General features: G+C 28.9%; 25 protein-coding genes and 1 pseudogene. 20 read left to right on the top strand and 6 right to left on the bottom strand.

Features of this window, described 5'->3' with window-relative positions:
* Positions 1 to 21: 21 nt before the first annotated feature.
* Positions 22 to 435 carry a FosX/FosE/FosI family fosfomycin resistance hydrolase gene (fosX, locus tag ACYUEW_RS09110; RefSeq protein WP_460276619.1) on the bottom strand — a complete coding sequence of 138 codons (414 nt, stop codon included), beginning with the start codon at positions 433 to 435 and terminating at the stop codon, positions 22 to 24.
* 108 nt (positions 436 to 543) lie between these two features.
* Positions 544 to 663 (bottom strand): annotated as a pseudogene (locus ACYUEW_RS09105) (IS1595 family transposase); the annotation flags it as partial.
* A gap of 168 nt (positions 664 to 831) precedes the next feature.
* Here ACYUEW_RS09105 and ACYUEW_RS09100 point away from each other — a divergent pair.
* The 4 genes from ACYUEW_RS09100 to ACYUEW_RS09085 all read left to right on the top strand — a co-directional run bounded on the left by ACYUEW_RS09100 (position 832) and on the right by ACYUEW_RS09085 (position 3,996).
* Positions 832 to 1,551, top strand: coding sequence for an ABC transporter ATP-binding protein (locus tag ACYUEW_RS09100; protein WP_003485104.1), 720 nt, complete (start codon positions 832 to 834; stop codon positions 1,549 to 1,551).
* 13 nt (positions 1,552 to 1,564) lie between these two features.
* Positions 1,565 to 2,743 carry an ABC transporter permease gene (locus ACYUEW_RS09095; protein WP_163224137.1) on the top strand — a complete coding sequence of 393 codons (1,179 nt, stop codon included), beginning with the start codon at positions 1,565 to 1,567 and terminating at the stop codon, positions 2,741 to 2,743.
* 503 nt (positions 2,744 to 3,246) lie between these two features.
* Complete coding sequence (locus tag ACYUEW_RS09090) at positions 3,247 to 3,753, top strand: hypothetical protein (RefSeq protein ID WP_460276618.1); 507 nt, start codon at positions 3,247 to 3,249, stop codon at positions 3,751 to 3,753.
* 90 nt (positions 3,754 to 3,843) lie between these two features.
* Entirely contained in the window at positions 3,844 to 3,996 is a 153-nt protein-coding gene (locus ACYUEW_RS09085; RefSeq protein ID WP_460276617.1) for a hypothetical protein, read from the top strand.
* Positions 3,997 to 4,045: 49 nt separating this feature from the next.
* Here ACYUEW_RS09085 and ACYUEW_RS09080 read toward each other — a convergent pair whose 3' ends face one another.
* Positions 4,046 to 4,843, bottom strand: a complete 798-nt coding sequence (locus ACYUEW_RS09080) for an SDR family NAD(P)-dependent oxidoreductase (protein WP_460276616.1) — start codon at positions 4,841 to 4,843, stop codon at positions 4,046 to 4,048.
* A 247-nt stretch (positions 4,844 to 5,090) separates the two neighbouring features.
* Here ACYUEW_RS09080 and ACYUEW_RS09075 point away from each other — a divergent pair, with 247 nt between their 5' ends.
* The gene (locus tag ACYUEW_RS09075; protein ID WP_460276673.1) at positions 5,091 to 6,236 is read left to right on the top strand and encodes a glycerate kinase family protein; all 1,146 of its coding nucleotides are present in this window, start codon (positions 5,091 to 5,093) and stop codon (positions 6,234 to 6,236) included.
* A 20-nt stretch (positions 6,237 to 6,256) separates the two neighbouring features.
* Here ACYUEW_RS09075 and ACYUEW_RS09070 read toward each other — a convergent pair whose 3' ends face one another.
* On the bottom strand, positions 6,257 to 6,391 hold the full coding sequence (locus ACYUEW_RS09070; protein ID WP_043013507.1) for a hypothetical protein: 135 nt from the start codon (positions 6,389 to 6,391) through the stop codon (positions 6,257 to 6,259).
* Positions 6,392 to 7,061: 670 nt separating this feature from the next.
* Between ACYUEW_RS09070 and ACYUEW_RS09065 the strand changes: the two genes are divergently transcribed.
* From ACYUEW_RS09065 to ACYUEW_RS09015, 11 genes are all read left to right on the top strand, one after another.
* Positions 7,062 to 8,090 carry a threonine aldolase family protein gene (locus tag ACYUEW_RS09065; RefSeq protein WP_460276615.1) on the top strand — a complete coding sequence of 343 codons (1,029 nt, stop codon included), beginning with the start codon at positions 7,062 to 7,064 and terminating at the stop codon, positions 8,088 to 8,090.
* A 731-nt stretch (positions 8,091 to 8,821) separates the two neighbouring features.
* Complete coding sequence (locus ACYUEW_RS09060) at positions 8,822 to 10,267, top strand: aminoacyl-histidine dipeptidase (protein WP_460276614.1); 1,446 nt, start codon at positions 8,822 to 8,824, stop codon at positions 10,265 to 10,267.
* Between the two features lie 139 nt (positions 10,268 to 10,406).
* Entirely contained in the window at positions 10,407 to 11,525 is a 1,119-nt protein-coding gene (locus ACYUEW_RS09055; RefSeq protein ID WP_460276613.1) for a VanZ family protein, read from the top strand.
* 416 nt (positions 11,526 to 11,941) lie between these two features.
* Positions 11,942 to 12,520 (top strand): DUF4352 domain-containing protein, encoded by a 579-nt coding sequence (locus tag ACYUEW_RS09050; protein ID WP_030035537.1) that lies wholly within the window; start codon positions 11,942 to 11,944, stop codon positions 12,518 to 12,520.
* Between the two features lie 532 nt (positions 12,521 to 13,052).
* Positions 13,053 to 13,838: a flagellar motor stator protein MotA gene (gene motA / locus ACYUEW_RS09045; RefSeq protein WP_045516591.1), complete on the top strand. Its 786-nt coding sequence runs from the start codon at positions 13,053 to 13,055 to the stop codon at positions 13,836 to 13,838.
* Between the two features lie 18 nt (positions 13,839 to 13,856).
* Positions 13,857 to 14,621, top strand: a complete 765-nt coding sequence (locus ACYUEW_RS09040) for an OmpA/MotB family protein (protein ID WP_163224138.1) — start codon at positions 13,857 to 13,859, stop codon at positions 14,619 to 14,621.
* Between the two features lie 309 nt (positions 14,622 to 14,930).
* Positions 14,931 to 15,308 carry a hypothetical protein gene (locus ACYUEW_RS09035; protein WP_163224139.1) on the top strand — a complete coding sequence of 126 codons (378 nt, stop codon included), beginning with the start codon at positions 14,931 to 14,933 and terminating at the stop codon, positions 15,306 to 15,308.
* 570 nt (positions 15,309 to 15,878) lie between these two features.
* Positions 15,879 to 16,238: a NifB/NifX family molybdenum-iron cluster-binding protein gene (locus tag ACYUEW_RS09030; RefSeq protein ID WP_460276612.1), complete on the top strand. Its 360-nt coding sequence runs from the start codon at positions 15,879 to 15,881 to the stop codon at positions 16,236 to 16,238.
* A gap of 24 nt (positions 16,239 to 16,262) precedes the next feature.
* The gene (locus ACYUEW_RS09025) at positions 16,263 to 17,093 is read left to right on the top strand and encodes an ATP-binding protein (RefSeq protein ID WP_045516597.1); all 831 of its coding nucleotides are present in this window, start codon (positions 16,263 to 16,265) and stop codon (positions 17,091 to 17,093) included.
* Positions 17,084 to 17,929 (top strand): ATP-binding protein, encoded by an 846-nt coding sequence (locus ACYUEW_RS09020; RefSeq protein WP_460276611.1) that lies wholly within the window; start codon positions 17,084 to 17,086, stop codon positions 17,927 to 17,929. The genes ACYUEW_RS09025 and ACYUEW_RS09020 overlap by 10 nt, the downstream gene beginning before the upstream one ends.
* A 91-nt stretch (positions 17,930 to 18,020) precedes the next feature.
* Positions 18,021 to 18,377 carry a NifB/NifX family molybdenum-iron cluster-binding protein gene (locus ACYUEW_RS09015; protein ID WP_460276610.1) on the top strand — a complete coding sequence of 119 codons (357 nt, stop codon included), beginning with the start codon at positions 18,021 to 18,023 and terminating at the stop codon, positions 18,375 to 18,377.
* A 22-nt stretch (positions 18,378 to 18,399) separates the two neighbouring features.
* Here the strand turns inward: ACYUEW_RS09015 and hypB are convergent, their stop codons facing one another.
* Both hypB and hypA read right to left on the bottom strand, forming a co-directional pair.
* Complete coding sequence (hypB, locus tag ACYUEW_RS09010; RefSeq protein ID WP_030035530.1) at positions 18,400 to 19,038, bottom strand: hydrogenase nickel incorporation protein HypB; 639 nt, start codon at positions 19,036 to 19,038, stop codon at positions 18,400 to 18,402.
* A gap of 2 nt (positions 19,039 to 19,040) precedes the next feature.
* The gene (gene hypA / locus ACYUEW_RS09005; protein ID WP_030035528.1) at positions 19,041 to 19,382 is read right to left on the bottom strand and encodes a hydrogenase maturation nickel metallochaperone HypA; all 342 of its coding nucleotides are present in this window, start codon (positions 19,380 to 19,382) and stop codon (positions 19,041 to 19,043) included.
* Between the two features lie 476 nt (positions 19,383 to 19,858).
* Here hypA and cooS point away from each other — a divergent pair, with 476 nt between their 5' ends.
* The 4 genes from cooS to gltA all read left to right on the top strand — a co-directional run.
* Positions 19,859 to 21,823, top strand: coding sequence for an anaerobic carbon-monoxide dehydrogenase catalytic subunit (cooS, locus tag ACYUEW_RS09000; RefSeq protein WP_460276609.1), 1,965 nt, complete (start codon positions 19,859 to 19,861; stop codon positions 21,821 to 21,823).
* Positions 21,824 to 22,283: 460 nt separating this feature from the next.
* Positions 22,284 to 23,357, top strand: coding sequence for a 2,3-butanediol dehydrogenase (locus ACYUEW_RS08995; protein WP_460276608.1), 1,074 nt, complete (start codon positions 22,284 to 22,286; stop codon positions 23,355 to 23,357).
* Positions 23,358 to 23,509: 152 nt separating this feature from the next.
* On the top strand, positions 23,510 to 24,394 hold the full coding sequence (locus ACYUEW_RS08990; RefSeq protein WP_163224142.1) for a sulfide/dihydroorotate dehydrogenase-like FAD/NAD-binding protein: 885 nt from the start codon (positions 23,510 to 23,512) through the stop codon (positions 24,392 to 24,394).
* Positions 24,395 to 24,428: 34 nt separating this feature from the next.
* Positions 24,429 to 25,514: NADPH-dependent glutamate synthase (gltA, locus tag ACYUEW_RS08985; protein ID WP_460276607.1), on the top strand; the 1,086-nt coding region annotated here is incomplete at its 3' end.

Raw genomic sequence — 25,514 nt, 5'->3', positions numbered from 1 at the left:
TCCTTTATTCGTATTTTAAGTTTATATAGTATCTATCTCTATATATGAATCTAATCTTTTCTCTAATGTTTCTGTATGAAGCTCAAATAAATTATTATCATAGTCATAAAAATATATAGAATAGCCTTCCCCAGATACTCTTTTTCTTGGAGGCTTTAACTCTAAATTTAAAGTTTTAATTTTATTTAAATAACTATCTACATCAGAATCTGATATTTTAAATGCTACATGATGATAAGTTCTGTTAAGTATATTTTCATCTTCCATAACAGCGATCCACTGATTACCAATAATAAAAAAACGCTCCTTAAATAAAGAATGTTTTTTTTCACCGCTATAATAGACTTCTTTAGCATTAAACAGTTCTTTAAATAATTGAGTAGTTTTGTCTAAATTTTTCACAACAAAAGTAATATGGCTTATGCTTTCAATCATATATGTATCGTCCTCCGTCTCATCCAACCAATGTGTATTTAGTTATAATTTGCTCATATTTTAATTATAACATTAGTCTTTATAGCGTTATATAAAAATTGATTTTCTTTAAAAAGCAGTTATCTTTGTGTAAGCATGTGCTAAATTATATGGAACTATAAAGTTTTTGATTTTTGCAACTTGCTTGTCATTTTTAAACAACCATGGTCATTTGAACCAGTAGATATAAATATAATACAAAAAATGCATTTTTAGCTACAAATATGTTATAATTATAACTAAATTTTTATTTATTACATATTAATTTTTACAAAGTAACAAAATAGTATTGTAATAAGAGGACAAGCAATCTTATAAAGAACTATATTTTATTATTAAGGAGGCTTAAAGGAAGCTATGATTGAAGCTAAAAATTTAACTAAACGATTTAAAAAAGGTGTAACAGCAGTAGATAGCATAAATTTTAAAGCAAATGATGGAGAAATACTTGGCTTGCTTGGAGAAAATGGAGCAGGTAAAACAACGACTCTTAGAATGCTTGCTACTATGCTTAAAATCACAGAGGGTGAAGCGCTAATAAACGGTCATGACGTAAGTAAAGAAGCGGATAAGGTAAGAGGAGAAATAGGTATTTTGTTTGGTGGTGAAGTTGGTCTTTATGACAGACTTACAGCAAGGGAAAATATAAAATATTTTGCAGAGCTTAATGGTATGTCTAAAGAAGAAACTAATAAAAGTATAGAGGAACTTGCAAAAAATTTAGACATGACAGAATATCTTGATAGAAGAGTTGGAAAATTTTCAAGAGGTATGAAGCAAAAAGTAGCTATTGCAAGATCTATAGTACATAATCCATCTGTGGTTTTATTTGATGAGCCAACTATAGGATTAGATGTTACCTCTGCAAAAATTGTACAAGACTTTATATTAAAATGTAAAAGTGATGGGAGAACTATTATATTCTCAAGTCACACAATACCAGAAGTAGAAAAGCTATGTGATAGGATTGTTATAATTCATAAAGGTAAAATAGTAGAAGAAGGAAAGCTTAAAGAACTTGAAGAAAAATATAACAATAGCATAGAAGAAATATTTATAAATTTAATAGCAAAGTAAAGAAGGTGATTGTATGAAAAATGTAATAGGAGTAGTATTGAAAAAAGAACTTTTAGATTTATTTAGAGATAAGAAAACACTAATATTAAGTATATTAATTCCAATAATTCTTTTACCCATAATGTCTTTTGCTATTGGCAAAATGGCGAAGTCTGATAGTGATAAGGTTCAAAACAATCTTAAAATAGCTATAGAAGATCAAGGAAATAGCAGTTTTTCTAAATTTATAAAATCTCATAAAAATGTTAAGGTAATAAACTCTAAAAATATTGATGAAGATATAAAAGAAGGAGATGTATATATACAGATTAAAATCCCAAAAGGATTTGATGATAACATATCAAAGGATTCTAATGAAAAAATAGAATTAAAATATGATAATTCAAGTAATGATGCAATGACAGCTGTATCAATGATTAAAAATTACATAGATGAATACTCAAAACAAATAGTTTCAAAACGACTTGAAAAGAAAAATATAGATCAATCAATATTAACACCAATTAATATTGTAGATAATGTGGTTGGAGATAAAGATGATGGTTTTGGGAAAATAATGGCTTCAATGATGATTCCTTTACTTTTAATGCTTTACAGTGCAACAAGTACAATTGGAGCAGCAGTAGATCTAGGAGCAGGAGAGAAAGAAAGAGGAACACTTGAACCACTTCTTACAACAAAAGCAGGAAGAACATCTTTACTTGTAGGAAAATTTCTTGCAATAACAGTAATGGGAATATTAATGTCCTGTGCTTATTTAATTGGAATAATACTAACAATGAATCAACCCAATGGAATGTTTGGCGATGCAGGACTAAATTTAGGACCAGCTACTTTAGTTCTTATTATGATTTTACCTATTTTATATACAATGGTATTTGGAGCACTTCAACTTGCCATTAGTATCTATGCAAAATCATTTAAAGAAGCTCAAACGTACCTAAGCCCTATAACTATTATAGCTATGGTATTAATTTATATGGTTATGATGAAAGACCCTAAAAATATAGGAATGCTTTATTTTAATATACCACTTACAAATGGAGTTTGTCTTATGAAAGAGTTTTTAGCTGGAATTTATAACTATACTCACATAGCAATAACCTTTGGCTGGATAATTGTATATATAGTTGCATCTATTTCATTTGCAAGATATATGTTCTCAAAAGAAGAAGTTATATTTAGAACATAATATAAGTTGTATAAATGAAAATAATTTAAAAAAGTATTTATATAAATTTTCATTTTAAAGAGAATGTCTCAAAATAGCCTTAATTTTAAAACCGTAAATATAAGTAATGCATTCATAAAGCAATTCATTTTGCTAAGCAGTTCTAAATTTGACTCCATTAAGAATTTTTTACCCAGTAGAGGCGCCTTCCTTGGCTTCACTACTGGCTCCTCACGTCCTGTGAGGAATTACAAAAATTTTTAATTCCGTCAAATTAAGAACTACTAAAGCTCATTTATATGTTTATTACATGTATTATTTATATTTACTATATTAAAATTAAGGCTGTTTTTATTTTGAGACAACCTCTTTTTTGAAAAATGTTTTTTGAAAAAATTTATAAATTTTTCAGTTATTATTGAATTTAATAAATGGTATTTTACTAGATTTACAATAGCTTTAAGGAAAATATAGAATAATATTACAATGATATGATATAATTTCCTATGTAAGGGGGAGTTTTCATGAAGATTACTATAATTTGCTTTTACTTAGGTATTATATTTCTTATATTATTAATGAAAGCCAGAAGTACAGGAAGCATATTAGGAATAAGAGCAGCAACTATACTATATGTTATAGGTGCGGGATATTATTTGGGAGTATTTAGTTATAGTATTAGTATAGATATAAAAGAACTATTTGCTTCTTCGAATTTAAATAAAACAGAAGAACAGTCATTACCAATCAACAGAGCTCAAAATGTTGGGACTATATTTGGAACCCTTAGTCCAGAAGTAAAATTAAAATTTGTACAGCCTAAAGTATTAAATCCTATTTCTGCAAATGTATTAGCTCCACCAACTGTTAAATCATCTCCAATAGAGTCAGAGGATGAACACAGTGATAACAATGCTAAAATTATAGGGGATAAAAATAGTAAGATATATCATGTTCCAGTCAGTATATACTACAATAAGGAAATTGAGAATTTAAATAATGATGAATATTTTAACAACACAAGAGGCTGAAGCGGCAGGATATCGAGCCTCTGAAAGGTAGAATATGTTTTGATGAGATTATTATATATATTTACAAATGAAAATAAAAGAGGATAAATTATGTTTAAACTTGATGATTATGAATGGGATCATGAACTTTTAAAACTTAAGATCAATAAACTAGGTGTTATACGTAAAATAAAAATAAAACCAGAAAATATTGAAAAAATGCAGGATATTCTTGAAAAGAATCAGGCTCTAGCTTTTATATAAATAATAAAGAAACAATGAAAAGTATTAACTTTTTAATCAGGTGTACATCTTATTTACCTAATATTCTTTGTCCTTGGGTAAAAGCACTTTGAACTAAAGGAGCTTTGTATCTGAATTTAGGAGATTCATCTTCTATAGCATTTATATATTGACTTACTATAGAATCAAAAGACTTATGTTCCATTAGTTCAAAGTAACTATATTGCTTCTTTTTTAGCTTTACTAGCTTATCTCTAAAATATGATTGTTCTTTCATCCATACAAACTGTTTATCAATATTTATTTGGTTAAAGCCAGTTTTATAAGCTCCAGGTTCAATCAAAATTATATTAATGTTGCAGTCAGAAAGTTCTTTTATTTCTTCTTTTAGAGAAGATACTATTGCTTCTAAAGCAAATTTGCTAGATGTATAAGGTGATAAAAAAGGTATTGTAATTCTACCAGATAAGGAAGATAAAAAGATAATTCTTCCTTCATTTTTTTTAATCATGTTATTAAATACAATTTGAGTAAGCTCTAAAGCAGAAAATACATTGGTTTCAAATACATTTCTATATTTGTCAATTGAAACTTCTGATGCAGAACCAGAATCTCCTATAGCAGCGTTATTAATTAATGCATCTATATCTAAATTCTTTACAATATCCCTATCCTCCTTTAAAGTTATATCTAACTTAAAGCTTTCAATATTCTTACTTATATTTTCTTTTAAGGCTATCTCCTTTAGATTTTCTGCTTGAGACTTTTTATGAGTAGTTGCATAAACTTTATGTCCTTTTTTAGCTAAAGCAATAGAAGAAGCCTTCCCAAGACCAGAACCTGCACCTGTAATTAATATTTTACTCATAATATCACTTCCATAACATTTTTATATTATTTATGTTTTACAATTGAGTAATAGATTATCCTAATATAAAAAATTTAACATATTTCAATGGATTATTTAAATTTATTATATTAGGATAATCTATGGGAGATAATTTATACTGGTATCATTGTTGATTTTAAATTTTCTCCTAATATGTACAAATAAAAGGTATAATAAATATTAAAATATAAATTAAAGAGGGATTAAAATGAACAACCTTACAAAAATGAAATTTATTTTAGCTCCAGACTCTTTTAAAGAAAGTATGACAGCAAAGGAAGTAGCATATGCTATGGAAAAGGGAATAAAAAAAGTTTTAAAAAATGCTGAATGTGTGAAAGTTCCTATGGCAGATGGTGGAGAGGGAACAGTTCAATCTCTAGTGGACGCAACAAATGGACAAATAGTTCATGCTGAGGTAACAGGCCCAGATGGGAAAAATAAGGTACATGCTGTATTTGGAATACTTGGAGATTATAAAACTGCAGTTATAGAAATGTCTAGTGCAAGTGGAATTCATCTTATAGAATCTGAAAAGAGAAATCCCTTATATACTACAACATATGGAACAGGAGAACTTATAAAGGAAGCATTAGATAAAGGGGTTTCTACAATACTTATAGGTATCGGTGGTAGCGCAACAAATGATGGTGGTGCAGGTATGGTGACAGCTCTTGGAGCAAAACTTTTAGATAAAGATAAAAAGGAAATCCCTTTTGGGGGAGGATATTTAGACAAACTAGAGGAAATTGATTTAAAAAAATTAGATGAAAGATTAAAACATGTAGATATAAAGGTTGCCTGTGATGTGGATAATCCACTTTTAGGAGAAAAAGGAGCTTCTTATGTTTTTAGTCCTCAAAAAGGAGCTACCCCTGAAATAGTAAAAATATTAGATAAGAATTTAGCTTCTTTTGCAAATATTATAGAAAGTAAGTTAGGTAAAAATATAAAAGAAGTACCAGGAGCAGGAGCAGCAGGAGGCTTAGGATTTGGACTTATGACATTTTTAAATGCTAAACTTGAAAAAGGAATTGATCTTGTAATTGAGTATACAAAATTAAGGGAAAAAGTAAAAAATGCAGATTTTGTGTTTACAGGAGAGGGTAGTATAGATTTTCAAACAATCTTTGGAAAAACTCCTTTTGGAGTAGCCAAAGTCGCAAAAGAATTTAATATACCAGTTATAGCTTTCGTAGCACATATTGGAGATGATATAGATATTTTATATGAAAATGGAATTGACTCTATTGTAGGAATTTTAAGGGGAGTTACGGACTTAAAAAGTGCCCTTAAAAAAGGAAAAATAAACGTGGAAAAGGCTAGTGAAAATATAACCAGAATTTTAGCTGTTGCAAGAAAATATGAATAATGAATAGCCTTTGCACAATCTTAAAATAATATGTTATTGTTTAATAAAGTATTTAAATCTAAAACTTCTTTTGATAAGTTTCGTATTTCATTAGAATTTTTTTCTTTAACATTCTTCTTTTTTAATTTTTTTAATAAATCTACTACTTGTTTCATATTAAATCACTCCTCAAAATTTATTTAACTTATGATTTAATTATAAATAGTAAATAGGATTTGAACCATTTATTTAGATTACAATTTTGCCTCTTAAAGTTACAGTTTTGTAATATAAGAATTATTATTAATATTATTATAGAAATGGTTGTGTCAAAATGGATTTTATTTGTTATGTTAAATATCTTGAGACGATCTTTTTTTATATTTATTAAAAATTATAAGGGGTTATAGTAATTTTTAGTTGAAAAATGACAAAATTATACTGAAGTAATAGTTTAGCTATAAGAAAAATTAATAGGATACTATAAATAAGATTATTAATTCTTATAGAATATTATGAAAATGTTATAGGTTTAATGAAAAAAGTAATTAATTAAATAATAAATGAAATAAAAGTTATCAGGTAAGTTATTTAAATGTTATAAAACTTGAATGTTGATAAAAAAATAACATTGAAATAAGCGCTAATTTGTAATATATTTTAATTGGTAAGGTGATTTGGGATTGATTACCAATCTATAAAATGTGATTTGGGGTCATATTTGTAGTCTGATGTATTTAAACTTTTCATCTATCCATTCATATAGTTCTATATAAATTTATAAAAGAGTAGTTATGTAAACTGTTTTATAAACATCAACATTAAATCATAGAGGGGGGCTTGTAAATGTATAGTTTTAAATGTGATTACAGCGAAGGATGCCATCCTAGAATTCTAAAGGCATTGGCAGAGTCAAATAATACTCAAGAAGAAGGTTATGGAAAAGATTCTCATACTAAAAATGCTATTTCTATAATAAAGAGATTAGTACAAAATGAAAATGTAGATATTCATCTTATATCTGGAGGAACTCAAACAAATTTAATTTCAATTAGTTCCTTTTTAAGGCCTCATGAAGCTTGTGTATGTGTACATTCAGGTCATATTGCAGGTCCTGAGACAGGTGCTATTGAATATACTGGACACAAAGTAATTACTGTAGATTCAAAAGATGGAAAAATTACCACAGATAAAATTCAAGAGGTATTAGATTCTTATAGAAATGAGCATTTTGTTAAACCAAAGCTTGTTTATATTTCTAACTCAACAGAAGTTGGAACCGTATATAACAAAGAAGAAATGAGAAATTTAAGTGAATTTTGCAAGGATAAAAATCTTATTTTGTATGTAGATGGTGCAAGGCTTGGTTCTGGCCTTGCTGTTAAAGAATCAAATTTAACTTTAAAGGATATGTGTGATTTTTCAGATGCATTTTGTATTGGTGGAACTAAAAATGGAGCTCTCATTGGAGAAGCTTTAGTTATAAAAAATCAAAATTTAAAAGAAGATTTTAGGTATAACATAAAACAAAAGGGTGGACTTCTTGCTAAGGGAAGAGTTTTAGGAATACAGTTTGAGGAACTATTTAAGGATAATCTTTATTTTGATCTTGCAAATCATGCAAATGAAATGGCGAGCATTTTAACTGAAGGTCTAAAAGAAGCTAATTGTAAGTTTTTTGTGGAATCTAAAAGTAATCAAGTTTTTCCTATTTTAAGTAATGAAAGCATTAAAAAACTAGAAGAAAAATTTTCTTTTAATATTTGGGAAAAGGTAGACAATAAAAACTCTGCTATTAGATTAGTTACCTCCTGGGCAACAAAAAAAGAAGCGGTACTTGATTTTGTTCAGGAATTAAAAAAATTAGAAGAATAGATTTTCAAGACAAGATTTAGAGAGATGTAACAATTATAAGAAGAATATAGAAAGGCTTGTCTCAAAATAGGTTTAATTTTAATATTTCTAGTATTAAAGTTAAATCTATTTTATTTTAAGATGCCTTTCTTTTTTCATGTTTATTAAAAATCATAAAGAGGTGTAGGTTACTTTTATTCTCAAAAACAATTAAATTATAGTGAAGCAAGGCGGCAACTATAAGAAAAATTAAGAATTAATTAAATATTGTCGAAAATAACAAATTAAGGGCATTAAATAATTATGAAAATACTATTACTTTAATGAAAAAAGTAATTAATTGAATAATTAGTTTAAGTAAACGTTATCAAATATGTTGTTTAAATACTGCAAAACTTGTGTATTAATAAAAAAATAACATTGAAATAATGGTTAAATTGTAATATATTTGATATCAGTAGCTGAAATTGAAATTTATATTTAAAATGTAAATTTGTGGTTCCAATCATGTTTGTAATTTTTTATCCGATGACTACCTGCTCTAATACTCCCATTGCACTCTGTGAAAGCGATTCGCACCAAATCGAAGATTTGGACTCTCTGCTTTTCTTCAAAGTGGGAGTAAAGAGCGGCTACGTCCCTGGATAACGATTTCTAAGCTTCAGTGGGAGTAAAAACTCCCTCTGAAGTCCAAGAACTCTGTTTATTTGTTGTACTAAAAATATATTAATGAATTTTAGGAGGGTTATATGATGGAAGTATTAAGTAATTTAGAGCCTAAATCAGTATTTCATTTTTTTGAGGAATTAACTAAAATACCCCATGGATCAAGAAATGAAAAAGAAATCAGTGATTTTTTAGTTAGCTTTGCAAAGGAAAGAAATTTAGAGGTATGTCAAGATAAGGCCTTAAATGTAATAATTAAAAAGCCTGGTACAAAAGGATATGAAAATGCACCGACTGTAATAATACAAGGTCATATGGATATGGTTTGTGAAAAATTAAAAGATGTAGATCATGATTTTGAAAAAGATCCATTAAAATTAAGAATAGAAGATGACTATATTTATGCTACAGGAACAACATTAGGTGGAGATGATGGCATTGCTATAGCTTATGGACTTGCAGTATTAGATTCAAAAGATATAGATCATCCACCAATAGAATTTGTTGCTACAAGTAATGAAGAAGATGGTATGGATGGGGCTTTTGCATTAGACACTAAAAATTTAAAAGGTAAAATGCTTATAAATATAGATGGAGAAGAAGATGGCGTATTTATAGTAAGCTGTGCAGGAGGTATTACAGCTACTACAAAAATAAAAGTAGAGTCAGAAAAATGCGAAAAAGAAGCTATTAAAATAAAAGTAGTAGGTTTAAATGGTGGACATTCTGGAATGGAAATTGTTAAGCAAAGAGGAAATGCAAATAAATTAATGGGTAGACTGTTATATACTTTAAGTAAGTACATTGATTTTAATATTGCACATATAGACGGTGGAACAAAAGAAAATGCTATACCTAGAGAGTGTAGTACCGTAATAACTTTAGATAAAAATAAAATAGAAGAAGTTAAAGAAATTTTAAGTAAAGTTCAGGAGGATTTAAAAGCTGAATATAGTGTACAAGATTCTTCAGTGGAAATAAAAGTTGAAAGTTCAGATAAAGTAGACAAGCATTTAAGCAAAAATAACACACAGTCAATTGTTAGATTTTTAACATCAGTTCCAGATGGAGTACAATCTATGAGTCAAGATATAAAAGGTCTTGTAGAAAGTAGCTTAAATACTGCAATAATAAATACAAAAGAAGATGAAGTTGAAATTATATCTTCTATAAGAAGTTCAGTTTATAGCAGAAAATTTGAAATAGCGGATAAAATTGAAGCTTTAGCAGAGGCTATTGGTGCTACTGTTAAAAGAGAGTCAGAATATCCAGGCTGGGAATACGATAAAGATTCTAAAATAAGAGATGTATCTGTTTTAGCTTATAAAAACCTATTTGATGTAGAACCAACTATAACAGCAATTCATGCAGGACTTGAATGTGGATTGTTTAAAGAAACCATGAAAGATACAGATATGATTAGCTTTGGCCCAGATATAATAGATGTTCATACAGCTAATGAACATTTAAAAATATCTTCAGTTGAAAAATATTGGAGGCTTCTAAAAGAAATATTAAAAAACATTAAATAAATATATTTATTTGATGTATTACAAAAATGTAAGATTAGAATGCTAAATTGTAAGTAAATTAAATAGTACCAGATGTATACAATCCTTATAATAAAATTATAGTTAACATTTATAGTTTTATTATAAGGATGTGAGAGTTATGGATAGATATTTAGAACCAATAAAAATTGCTATTGTAACATTTCCATTTATAGCTGCAATTTTTACAGTACCCTTTTTAATTTTTCAATATAAAAAATATGGATATGTAAATAAGATAAGACTAGTAATAGTATACTCATTACTATTATTTTTAATAAATGCATATTATTTAGTTATTTTGCCACTTCCCAATATAGAGAGTATACATCCATTAAAAAAACCTATTACTGAATATATGCAATTAATACCTTTTACATTTATATTTGATTTTTTTAAGGAAACTAAAGTTCAGTTAAATGAGCCAAGTACCTATTTAATGATCTTAAAAGAAAGAGCTTTTCTGCAAGTAATTTTAAATGTTATGCTACTTATGCCTTTGGGCGTTTATTGTAGATATTATTTTAGAAAAAGTTTAGGAAAAACAGTATTAATAACATTTTTAATATCATTATTCTTTGAGATAACTCAAATAACAGGATTGTATGGGATTTATGAGGCACCTTACAGATTATTTGATGTAGATGATTTAATGTTAAATACTTTTGGGGGAATGATAGGCTATTTATTAGCACCTAAAATAACGTATTTTCTACCTGGTTCTGATAAATTTGATGTGGGAATTGATTTGAAAAGTATGCAAGTTGGATTTATAAGAAGATTCGTAGGAGCGGGCATTGATATTATTATAAATTTTACAATAATTACAGTATTTAATAATTTAGTTGTTTCAGTAGTTGATTTATTATTGTATTATATAATTTTGCCATATATAACTAACGGAGTAACCCTTGGAAAATTGATAGTAAGAATAAAGATAAAAGGAAGAAGAGAAAGAATAACCTTTAAGGAAATATTAAAGAGAAATGGGATCTTATTTTTCACCATAAGTATTCAATTAGTATTATCATTTATATCACCTGTTTTTGTAGTGGTATACAATTTAACAATATCAGGTTATATATTATATAAAACCATTAAAAATGATAAAATATTATTTTATGAAAGAATTAGTGGAACTAAAAATGTAATTGTATGTAATGAAAAAGACACATTAGAAGAAGAAAATATAGACTTGCAAAAATTAAATAGTTTAAATAAAGTAGCTTTACACAGATAATATATAGAATGAAAATATTTTTTTAGTTAGTTTTCAATTTAAAGACTACCTTAAGTTTCTATTTAATAAGAAGTTAAGGTAGCTTTTTATATTAACTAAAAATTATTTCAAACCTCTAAAAAATTTTTTGATTAATAGAAGAATTTTTTTTACTTTTATAGAAATTTATATATATAGCTGTTTTGTAAGTTAGGCATTTTTGGAGACTTCCTTACTTTTAAAAGAGCCCTAAATAGGGCTCTTTTTGTATGAAATTTTTTATGTAAAATTCTAAAGAGTTTTTAATATTTTTGGTATATTTATATAATAATTTTATTTTGTGATAATTATGTACAAAATTTGAACTTTATGTAAATGTAATGTATAATTATCATGGAATATATTATATAATGTAGAAAATTTAAGGAGGATTATGTATGAAAAATAAAAAAGTTAAGAAGCCATTCTATAAAAAATGGTGGTTTTGGATATTGATTTTTATAGTTGGAATAGGAATAGGAGCTGGTGCAGGATCAATTATAGATGAACCTCAAAAAGTAGGACAAACGAGTGCCAAAGTCCAGGATAAAAGTACAGAAACCAGTACAGAAACAAATAAATCTAAAGTTTTTAAAATTGGAGATGTTGTAAAATTAAAAGACTTTAAAGTTACAGTTAATAAACTTTATAAAGTTAAGGGGGATGAGCTTTCTCAACCTCAGCCAGGTAATGAATTTATTGCAGTAGATTGTTCGGTAGAAAACATATCAAATGAACAACAGGCAGTATCTTCAGTAATGATGTTTAAAGTTGTAGATAAAGATGGTAGAGAATGTGAAGAGTCAATAGGAGGTTTGACAGCTGCTAAGGCAGGACAAATGGATGGAGAAATTGGCCCAGGTAGAAAAATAACAGGAGTTTATGTTGTAGAGGTTCCAAAAGGAACTACTGGATTAGAACTAGAATTTAATGGTTCTTTGCTTCTAGGTGGACAAGTAATAGTAAAATTAAACTAAATATAAAATATTAAGTGATTTTTACGCTTAGAAAATTTTATTATAGTAAACATATTTTCTATTCGTAAGATTAAAATAATTTATTCAGTATGTTGAAATTTGCATAGATACAAGTCTATTAGTATTGAAATAGACTTGTATCTATGGTGGCAAAACAATTAGTTTGTAAAATAAAGCCCTATAGGTGCAAACCTATAGGGGTTTTTATATTAAAAGAAACAGATAACATATAAAAATTAGTAATTTCATATGTTAAATTTTGTATGTTAAATAAAATTTACATATATAAATATTAATAAGGTTCAATCGAATATAAGGATATAAATTTTTTGAAATTATAAAGAGATGCTCTACAAAATTCAATACTGGATTATGTAGGTTTTGGCAAAAAAGTAGGTGATATACAAAGAGATGTTGTATTTTTATTTCAAGAACTAAGCGTAATAAAAGGAGTGTAGTATTAATCAAGTTAAAATTTAAAAGTAAAAAATTATAAAGAAACATATAGGTAACCAGGAGGCGTAAATATAAAATGGATATTTTTCTAGTTTTAGGTGTAATAATAGGACTTTCAGCAGTTATTGTAGGTATGATGGTAAAAGGTGCAAATATTGTAGTGTTATTAAATCCTGCTGCGGCAATTATAATACTTATAGGAACTATGGCTGCAGTAATGAATTCTTTTCCTAAAAATGAATTCATTAAAATCCCCAAAATTTTAGGCATACTTTTTAAAGAAAAAGGAAAAGAAGATCAAGTTGCTATAATAATGGAGATTATTGAATTATCAAAAACATCTAGAAAAGATGGATTATTATCACTTGAGAAGGTTGTAGAAAATATGCCAAATAAATTCATGAAAAAAGGCTTGAGTATGGTAGTTGATGGTACAGAAGCAGGATATATAAGAGAAGTCTTAGAAATGGAAATTGAAAGTATGGAAGAAAGGCATCGTCTTGGCGCTTCAATTTTTACAACTGCAGGTGGAGCTGCACCAACCCTTGGGGTTTTAGGAGCGGTTGTTGGCTTGATTGGTGCTCTTGGAAACTTAAATGATGTTGAAAAACTTGGACATATGATAGCTGGAGCATTTGTTGCTACTCTTTATGGTATTTTTTTTGGATATGTAGTGTGCCATCCTTTTGCATCTAGACTTAAAAGAAAATCACATGAAGAAGTAAGTTCTATGTATATTATAGTTGAAGGTGTTTTAGCTATTCAAGAGGGGGTAAATCCTCAGAAAATACAAGAAAAACTTATAGGTATGTTAGAACCAAGTAAAAGAATAAAGATAGAGGGACAAAATACTAGAGGATAATTTAAAGGAGTAATGAAAATGAAGAAGAAAGAACATCGTGAAGAACATGTTGATGAAACATGGCTTATTCCTTATTCAGATATGTTAACTCTTCTTTTAGCACTTTTTATTGTTATGTTTGCTATGAGCAAGGTAGATACAGAAAAACTAGCAAAGGCTAGCCAAGAGTTTAATATTATTTTTAAAGCAGGAAGTAATGTAGTACAAACAGGAGGTAGTGGAGGTGCTTCAGTAGGTAAAGCAGGTGTTTCAATTGTTCCCAGTGACAGTGTAACTGAGGATATCAAGATAAAAGAAATTAAATCAAAATTGGAAAAAGAGATTAAAAAAAGTGGATATTCTGACAAGGTTAAAGTTGGAGTTGACGCTGATGGTTTAGAGATTGATATACAAGATGTTGTGCTTTTTAATTCTGGCGATGCAGAGGTATTAAAACAGTCATCAGCACTATTAACACAAATTTCTAAAATGCTTAAAGGGTTAGATAATAGTATTAAGGTTACAGGGCACACGGATAATCAACCCATAAGTAATTCAAAGTTTCGTTCTAACTGGGATTTAAGTGCAATACGCGCTATAAATGTAATGAATTTTCTCAGTGATGTGGGGAGAATCCCTGCAAATAAGTTATCAATTCAGGCTTATGGTGAGTATATGCCTAAATTTGACAATTCTACAAAGGACGGTAGAGCAAAAAATAGAAGAGTAGAAATTGCTATAGTTCGTAAGTACCCATCACCACCAGTTACAAAAGAAATTGATAAGGATAAGGGTAAAAAGTAATAATGTTGTAATCTAGTTTTTAAGTACTAAGGACACTTATGATACTTTTTAAATTATATAATAATATATTTTGAGCTATTAATCACCTTTTATGGTAATTTGGATGTGCAAATCAATTTATACTATGAAGGTGGCTTTTATATTTTCAAATTCAAACTAATTTTTTATAAAAAGATATATTACAAGACAGATTATTAGAGAATTATATATTGTTTTTACATATTAGATGGTTATGGGTACAATATAATTAATATATAAATAATGTGAAAAAATACAAATATAGATTTCTAAGAAAGGTATATTAATTTTATGAATAAATACTCCAATAGAAGAAGATCTCATATTCATATTATAAAACAATATAATTCTGAAACTAATGAGTATACAGGTACAAGAATAGTAGTATTTATGAAGGGTAAAAAGAAATATATTCAGGATATAGATAATTTTAAAATCCATAAATATGAGAATTCTAAAAACAAAAGACCTAATACATCTACCTGGGAAATGGAAACCTCTAATATAGAAAAACTTATAAAAAAAGAGATGATAAATTTTAGTCAAGATGGAAAGCTAAAAATGTATCATATTTTATATGAATCTATAGAATTAAATTTAAGTGAGTATTATTTAAAAGTACTTAAAGAGGAAAATATAGATCCATTGAAAGTTGAAATAAAACTATAAATTAATGAGGATGTCTGAAAATAGCCTTAATTTTAAAACCGTAAATATAAATAATACATTCATAAAGTAATTCATTTTGCTAAGCAGTTCTAAATTTGACTCCATTAAAAATTTTTTACCCAGTAGAGGCGCCAGACCTGGCTTCACTATTGCTTCCTCACGTCCTGTGAGAACAAAAATTTTTAATCCCATCAAATTAAGAACTACTAAAGCTCATTCATATGTTTATTATACGTATTATTTATATTTACTATATTAAAATTAAGGCTATTTTTATTTTGAGACAACCTCATTAAATATAACAAAATAGATTTAAATTTATAGATAAAAACCCTATAGGGCTTTATATTTTTTATAATACATAATTTCTTATAGGGATTATTTTAGTACTTAGCATAAAAAATAGAGATTTTATTCAATTCAAAAATGCTTATTGGCATTTGACAACAATGGAAAATAGGAGTAATATAAAAGTGGCAAATGACAATATCCTTAATATGGATATGGAGATTTAAGTAAAAGGCTTGAATTGATTATCAATACTATAATAAAAGATTTGGGGGAATAAAAATGAAAATAGCAATTTCATCCACAGGAGAAACTATGGAAAATTTACTTGATATGAGGTTTGGAAGATGTGAATATTTTCAAATCCATGATACTGAAAGTAAAGAAGTTAAAATATTAGAAAATAAAGGTCAAAATGCAAGTGGTGGAGCAGGTATTGTTGCATCTAACCAATTAGTAGATGAAAAAATAGATGTTATTATTACAGGAAATTTTGGACCTAATGCTTTTGAAATTATTGAAAAGGCAGGTGTTAAAGCCTATAAGTGTGAATCTATATCTATAACTTCAGTTATTGAGAAATATAATAAGGGTGAGCTTGAACAAATAAGTATGTCTGGCCCTGCACATCATGGAATGTAATAACAGAATGGAGATGAATACATAGTGAATATAGCAGTACTTAGTGGAAAGGGAGGAACAGGTAAAACTACAGTATCTACAAATCTTGCCCTTGCATTAAAGTCTAACTATATAGACTGTGATGTAGAAGAACCAAATGGTTTTTTATTTTTAAAACCTAAAGTAGAGATAGAAAAGAAGGTTATGGTAGAGTATCCAATTATAGATGATAATAAATGTGTTAATTGTGGAGCTTGTGCTAATGCTTGTCAATTTAATGCATTGGCAAAGATTAAGGATGATATTATGCTTTTTCAAAAATTATGTCATGGTTGTGGAGCCTGTAAAATTGCCTGTAAATATAATGCTATAACTTATGATAAAAGGGACATAGGCAAAATTGAAAGTGGATCTAGTCATGATATAAATTGTAGTAGAGGAATTTTAAATATAAGTGAACCTATGGCAGTACCTGTTATTAAAGAATTACTTAAAAATCTATCATGTCAGAGCAATTTAATTGATTGTCCTCCAGGCACCTCCTGTAACGTAGTAAATGCTTTAAAGTATGCAGATGGAGCAATACTTGTTACAGAACCTTCAGAATTTGGATTTCATGATTTGAAAATGGCTGTGGAACTTGTAAAAATGTATAAGATACCTTTTGGTATAGTGATAAATAAAGATGACGGAGAAGATAACATAATAAAAAAATATTGCAAAGAAGAAGAAATAAATTTGATAGGTACTATACCTTATGCTAAGAAAACAGCAATTCTTTATTCTAAGGGTGAAGTACTTTATGATGAGTCATATCACAAAGCAGTATTTGATAATCTTTCTAAGAAAGCTAAGGAGGTGCTAAATTGGATTTAGTAGTTTTAAGTGGAAAAGGTGGAACAGGTAAAACTACAATAGCAACAGCACTATCAGAGCTTTACAATGATGTAGTAAGAGTAGATTGTGATGTAGATGCTTCTAATTTTTATATGTTTTATAAGGGAAAAGATATTGAAAAAAGTGATTTTGTAGGTGGGAAAAAAGCTAGTATAGATGAGGATATTTGTATTAAATGTATGGAATGTGAATTAGTCTGCAAATTTGATGCTATAAAAAATTTTAAAATAGATCCTTTTATTTGTGATGGTTGTGGTGCTTGTACATTAATATGCCCACAAAATGCTATAAAATTAGAAGACGAAAAAGCTGCAGAAACTTTTATTACAGAATTAGATCAAGGATTAATTTCTAGAGCAGAAATGGAAGTAGGCAGTGATGGTTCAGGAAAATTAGTAACTGATCTAAGAAAAAAGGCTAAAAAATTAAATAAAGATGATAAATTAACAATAATAGATGGTTCTCCTGGCATTGGATGTGCTGTTATAGCTTCTATAACAGGAGCTGATGCAGTACTTATTGTTACAGAACCTACTGCATCAGGACTTGAAGATTTAAAACGAGTAGTAGATTTATGTAAGCACTTTGGTGCTTTTACTATGGTTTGTGTAAACAAATATGATATAAACAAAGAAATGACAGTAGCTATAGAAACTTTTATTAATGAAAAAGGTATAAAATTAGTAGGTAAAATCCCATATGATAATACTGTTATGAAATCTATAAATGAGTTAAACCCTATAACTTATTATAAAGAAAGTATAGCTAAAGAAGCTATTGAACATATGTGGAAAAGCATTAAAGAAACAATGTAAATTGAAAAAGATAAACAAAGATTAAGTGAATAGGTATCTTACAGTTATATATATAAATTATTATTAAATTAAAATATAGGAGGAATTTTAAATGAAAATAGCAATTGCAAGTGATGGAAAATATGTGAGTGGACATTTTGGACATTGTGAAGGGTTTACAATTTACGAAGTGGAAGAAGGAAAGTCTTTAAATAAGAATTTTACTCCAAATCCTGGACATAGACCTGGATATCTTCCAGTATTTTTAAAAGAATTAAATGTAAATATTATTATTGCAGGTGGAATGGGAGAAACAGCACAAAATTTATTCAATGAAAATAATATTGAAGTAGTAGTGGGTGCTCAAGGATTTAGTGATGATATAGCTCAAAAATACATACAAGGTGAATTAAAGTCAACAGGGAGTGTATGTAGAGAGCATGAACATGAAGGACACTGTAACGAATAAGTACATGGGTGGCTAGTTTTAACTAACCACCTATTAAATTGCAAATTTTATTTATTCCATCACCTCTGGTAGCTGATACTTCAAATATTTTTACTTTAGGATTTAGACACTTAGCATCCTTGTAAAATTGATCTAAATCAAAATTAGTATAAGGCAATATATCAATTTTATTTAGTACAATTACATCAGTGGTCTGAAACATAAGGGGGTATTTCAAAGGTTTATCATTACCCTCTGTAATACTCATAACAGCTATTCTTGTATCTTCTCCTAAGTCAAATTCTGCGGTACAAACTAAATTACCTATATTATCAACAATTATAAGTTTTTCCTTATTAATATCCAGATTATTTACTGCTTCTACTATAGCACCAGCTTCAAGATGACAGGCCCCATTAGTATTAAGTTGAACAGTTTTAACACCTAATTTTTCAATTCGTTTGGCGTCTTTATCTGTGTATAAATCACCTTCAATTACCGCTAATTTTTCTCTATTATTAATATTTTTTATTATAGATTCTAGTAAAGTGGTTTTTCCTGATCCCGGTGAACCTAATAAATTAATCATTTTTATGTTTTTTTTATGAAGTTTATCTTTTAAGTCGTAGGCAATAGATTTATTTTTCTTATAAACACTTTCATTGATTTCTATGGTTTTTATTTTTAATCACCTTCTATACTGTATACATAGGTATCATACCCAGATACAATTTTTTCACTAACTTTATGACAAATTGGACATTCTTTATGAGTAAAGGATACGGGAAAGTTTTCATTACAATGGCTACAGTAGGCCAGAGGTTGTACCCATTCAATAACTAAATCTGAACCTTCAAGTAGAGTATCCCTACAAATTATGTCATAACTAAATTTCAGTTGATCCTCTTGGACACAAGAAAACTCTCCTATACGCAGTATAACCTTTGTAATTTTTTCTAGAGCGTTATCTTTTGCTGTCTTTAAAACAATATCTACAACTTCACAAATTACAGCTGTTTCATGCATATTATGTTGCCACCTTAAATTTCATATTTTTTCATCTATTATATCCTATGCATTTACTTTCATTTTTTATGCTTCCTTTATAATGAGCTTTTAAAAACATAGTTGATAAACCTATTTGTTTTGGAAAATTATCAATCTCAATACAAGCTTTTTATGGTAGATTAAAATATTTTTGTATATTTGAAAAGTAGTAATTGTAGTGTAAATAATAATGTTTAAAAGGCAAATTATTGTATAAAAAATCTTTTAAGGTACAAAATAAAATTGATACTGTTTTATTCACATATTAATAAAAAATGTAGTTAAATTATAAAAATATAAATGGAATAACTACTCTATATTTTAAAATAAAAATTAGTTATTTTATTTTTAGGAAGGAAGTGACAAAAATACCATTGGCTTATGGTATAGCATTATAGAGATATGCTATTATGTACATTACTAGTAGTATAATACTAAATTAAACTAGTAATTGTATGAATAAAATCTATAATAACTTTATGGATTTTATAAGGCTAAGCGTTATGGGTGAAAGTATATTAGAAAAAGCTGAAGGGCGTGTAAGTTATCATGATTCAGTAGAGGAAATGTTAAAACGTATAAGAGAAGATGGAATGTCTAATGTATTTGACAGATGGATAGAACAAGAAAAAATTCGTTGTAAATTTTGTCTTCAAGGCTTAAGCTGTCAACTTTGTTCTCAAGGACCTTGTAGAATAAACGAAAAGGGACCACAAAAAAAAGGTGTATGCGGCATTGGACCAGATGCTATGGCAATGAGAAATTTCTTGCTCAAAAATATAATGGGTGCAGGTACATATAGCCATCATGCCTATGAAGCCTTTCGTACATTAAAAGCTACAGCAGAAGGAAAAACTCCTTTTACTATTAAAGATGTAAATAAATTAAAATGGATGTGTGAAAAATTAGGTATTGACACAAATAAAGATACAAATCAAATGGCTATAGAATTGGCAGATTTATTAGAACAACAACAGAAAATTGATGTAGAGGATAAAAACCTTATGGTAGAAGCCTTTGCACCAAAAAAGAGAAAAGAGCTTTGGAGAAAATTAAATATTTATCCTGCTGGAACTGTTCATGAAGAGCAAAACTGTGTAGCTAGTTGTTTAACTAATGTAGATGGTAATTATAAGTCTTTAGCAGCAAAGGCTTTACGTCTAGGTATAGCTACTATATATAATTCTCAGATTGGGCTTGAAATGGTTCAGGATATTTTATTTGGAACACCTATGCCTCATGAAGTAGATGTGGATCTAGGTATTATGGATCCAGAGTATGTAAATATAGTATTTAATGGACATCAACCCTGGGGAGGAGTTGCCACAATACAAAAGGCAAAAATGGAAGAAGTTCAACAAAAGGCTAAGGCGGCAGGTGCAAAGGGGCTTAGAGTCGTAGGCTCTATTGAAACAGGCCAGGAATTACTTCAAAGGTTTGAAGTAGATGATGTTTTTGTAGGTTTAATGGGTAACTGGTTAGCTATAGAACCTCTTTTAGCTACAGGTACAGTGGACGTTATGGCTATGGAGGAAAACTGTTCACCACCAGCTATAGACCATTATGCAGAAAAATATGGAGCAACTTTGGTAAGTATAAGTACTATTATAGATATACCAGGACTACAACATAAGATTCCTTATGATCCTGAAAAAGTAGATGCCATGGCAGATAGTTTAATAGGTTTGGCTATAGAAAACTTTAAAAATCGCAAAGATAAAGTTAAACCTATGGTGCCTAAAATTACTCAAAAGGCTATTGCTGGTTTTTCTACAGAGGCAGTTTTAGGAGCTCTTGGAAATAAACTTGATCCTTTAGTAGATGTAATTGCTGCAGGAAAAATTAAAGGAGTAGTCGCCCTTGCAAACTGTTCAACTCTAAGAAATGGACCACAGGATTGGAATACAGTAAATCTTACAAAAGAATTAATTAAAAAAGATATATTAGTGGTGTCTGGAGGTTGTGGGAATCATGCTTTAGAGGTAGCAGGTCTTTGTACGCTACAAGCTGCTAATACTATAGCTGGAGAAGGATTAAAAGAGGTTTGCAATCTTTTAAAGATTCCTCCAGTGTTAAGCTTTGGAACTTGCACAGATACAGGAAGGATATCAATGCTTGTAACTGCTCTTGCAGACCATATGAATTTAGATGTATCTGATCTTCCAATAGCTGTTACTGCTCCAGAGTGGATGGAGCAAAAGGCAACTATTGATGGAATATTCGCAGTGGCTTATGGCGCATATACTCATTTATCACCAGTACCATTTATGACTGGAGCACCTGAGCTTGTAAAATTATTAACAGAAGAAGTAGAAAATATAACTGGAGGAAAAGTTGCTTTAGGAGATGATCCAGTAGAGGTGGCAAATAATATAGAAGCACATATTGTAGGTAAGAGAAATAAATTAGGCCTAAGCTAAATAATCTCAAACTAATTAAAGAAATAACTACAAAATAAAATTTGTAGTTATTTCTTTATCTGTATTAAAAAATTATATTTGTATAAAAAACTATTCTTTGTGTATAAAATGAATTTATTCATGAATATATTCATGAATATATATTATATCCTCATTTTATTTAATATTTATATTGTAAAGTAAATTTTATAAACTTAGATTTTTTAATAGCAAATATTAAATATACATAACTTTAACATAGTTACAGCTGAAAAGACGCTTAATGTTAAAAAAAAGTGTGCCAAAATAAGAATTTTAATATTTATGTGCCAATATGATACGGCAAAATTTGTATCATATTGGCACAATTGATAAATAAAACTACAAATTTAGGGGAATTAAAGTCTTGGCATTATAATTGCTTTAAATAATGTTAATTAATTAACAACTATGTTAAAAATAAAACTCTAGGAGGGCTATTATGAAAGCAGCATTATGGTATGAAAAAAAAGATGTAAGAGTGGAAGAAATTGAAGAACCAAAGGTAGTAAAAGGATCCGTAAAAATTAAAGTGAAATGGTGTGGAATATGTGGTTCAGATTTACATGAATACTTAGGGGGTCCTATATTTATTCCAGTAGGACAACCTCATGCATTGAGTGGAAGAACAGCACCAGTAGTTTTAGGACACGAATTTTCAGGAGAAATAGTAGAATTAGGAGAAGGTGTAACAAAATTTAATATTGGAGATAGAGTAATTGTTGAACCTATAGTAGCTTGTGGAAAATGTCCAGCATGTATGGAAGGAAAATATAATCTTTGTTCGTCTTTAGGTTTCCATGGACTTTGTGGAAGTGGTGGTGGACTTGCAGAATATACTGTATTCTCGGAGGATTTTGTTCATAAAATCCCGGATGAAATGTCCTATGAGGATGCAGCCCTAGTAGAACCAATGGCAGTAGGCCTCCACTCTGTAAGAATGGCTAATTTTAATACAGGAGACACAGCTTTAGTGTTAGGTGCAGGACCAATAGGCCTCGCTACAATAGAATGTTTAAAGGCAGCTGGAGCAAGACTCATAGTAGTTTTACAAAGGAAATCTATAAGACAAAAATATGCAAAAAGAGCAGGGGCAGATGTGGTTTTAGATCCTAATGAAGTTAATATACCAGAAGAAATTAAAAAACTTACAGGTGGAGTAGGTGTAGATGCTGCTTTTGAAACTACAGGAGCTAAGATAGGATTTGATACTGGTCTTGAAAGTTTAAAATATGAGGGTACAATGGTTATAACTAGTATATGGGAAAAGGATACAAACTTTAATCCAAATGTGTTAGTATTTACTGAAAAGAAAATTGTAGGAACTTTAGCATATAGACATGAATTTCCAGCAACTATGGCATTAATGAAGGATGGAAGAATAAAAACAGAGGGATATATTACAAAGAAAATAGCTTTAGATGATATAGTAGAAGAAGGATTTGGTGCTTTAACTGGACCAGAAAAGAAAAAACATGTAAAAATTCTTGTAACTCCAGATAAATCGCTTTTATAATAAATTATTTCAATAGAGCATTTTAAAATGAAATAGATTTAATTTTAATAAGGATAAGATAAAAAATACTTTGTTTTATATATTAAAATTAAATCTATTTTCAGATACAATATTCAATATACTAAAATTATGTTAAATTGCGGAGGGTACATATGTATAAAATAGTAAGGAAAGAATGTTTAGCACATCAAATATATTTAATGGATATAGAAGCACCAAGAGTGGCTAAATCAGCTAAACCAGGACAATTTGTTATAGTTAAAATTGATGAAAAGGGTGAGAGAATACCCCTTACAATTTGTGATTATGATAAAGAAAAAGGTACAGTGACTATAGTGTTTCAAACTTTAGGAAAATCTACAAAACAAATGCTTAATTATGAAGTAGGGGATTCTTTTAGTGACTTTGTAGGTCCTTTAGGACAACCTTCAGAATTAGTAAATGAAAGTATTGAGGAGTTAAAAAATAAAAAGATTATGTTTATAGCAGGTGGAGTAGGAACAGCTCCAGTATATCCACAGATTAAATGGCTTTACAAAAATGGAGTGAAAGCAGATGTTATAGTTGGATCAAAATCAAAGGATTATGTGATATTAGAAGAAAAAATGAAAAAAGTAGCGGAAAATTTATACATATCTACAGATGATGGTTCTTATGGATATAAAGGGTTAGTAACAAATCTTTTAAAAGATTTGGTTCATAAGGAAGGGAAAAATTATGATCTTGTTATTGCCATAGGACCTATGATAATGATGAAATTTGTAGCTAAACTTACTAAAGAGCTAGGTATAAAAACAGTTGTAAGCTTAAATCCAATAATGGTAGATGGAACAGGAATGTGTGGAGCTTGCAGGGTTACTGTAGGAGGAGAAACTAAATTTGCCTGTGTAGATGGACCAGAGTTTGATGGTCATCTTATAGATTTTGAAGAGGCTATGAGAAGACAAGCTATGTATAAAACAGAAGAAGCAAAAGAAGCATTTAGAAAAAGCCATTCTCATGAAGGTGGCTGTGGTTGTGGATGTAGCAATAATTAATTTAAAAAGTTTCGGATAGTAGGAGGAAAATTTAATGGATAGAATGAAAAAAACACCAGTTAGAGAACAGGATCCAAAGATAAGAGCTACTAATTTTGAAGAAGTATGCTTAGGATACAATGAAGAAGAAGCTGTTAAAGAAGCTAGTAGATGTTTAAATTGTAAAAAACCAATGTGTGTAACAAAATGTCCAGTTTCAATAGGAATACCGGAATTTATACAACATGTAAAAAATAAAGAATTTGAAGAGGCTGCAAAAACCATAGCCAAATATAGTGCATTACCAGCAGTCTGTGGAAGAGTCTGTCCTCAAGAAAGCCAATGTGAAGGAAAATGTGTTCTTGGTATAAAAGGGGAACCGGTAGCTATAGGAAAGCTTGAAAGATTTGTTGCAGACTGGTCAAGAGAACATAATGTAGATTTATCTGAGAGGGAAGAGAGCAAAAATAAAAAGGTAGCAGTAATAGGAAGTGGTCCAGCAGGACTTACCTGTGCAGGAGATTTAGCTAAAAAAGGATATGATGTAACTATATTTGAAGCTCTTCATGAACCAGGTGGAGTTTTAGTATATGGTATACCAGAATTTAGATTACCAAAGGATAGTGTAGTAAAACATGAAATAGAGAATGTAAAAAAATTAGGTGTTAAAATAGAAACTAATGTAATCATAGGGAGAACTGTAACTATAGATGAGCTTATAGAAGAAGAAAAATTTGATGCAGTATTTATAGGATCTGGAGCAGGACTTCCAAGATTTATGGGAATACCAGGAGAAAATGCTAATGGAGTATTCTCAGCAAATGAATTTTTAACAAGAAATAACTTAATGAAAGCCTTTAAAGATGAATATGATACACCTATAAAAGTAGGACAAAAGGTAGCCGTAGTAGGTGGTGGAAATGTTGCTATGGATGCTGCTAGAACAGCTTTAAGACTTGGAGCAGAGGTTCATATAGTATATAGAAGATCAGAAGAGGAACTTCCTGCAAGGGTAGAAGAAGTACACCATGCAAAGGAAGAAGGAATAATATTTAACCTTTTAACAAATCCAGTAGAAATATTAGAGGATGAAAAGGGCTGGGTAAAAGGAATGAAATGTATAAAGATGGAACTAGGAGAA

The sequence above is a fragment of the Clostridium sp. CTA-1 genome (assembly GCF_054768215.1).
Note: the sequence above shows the minus strand (reverse complement) of the source record. Positions and strands in the feature narration are given on the sequence as shown.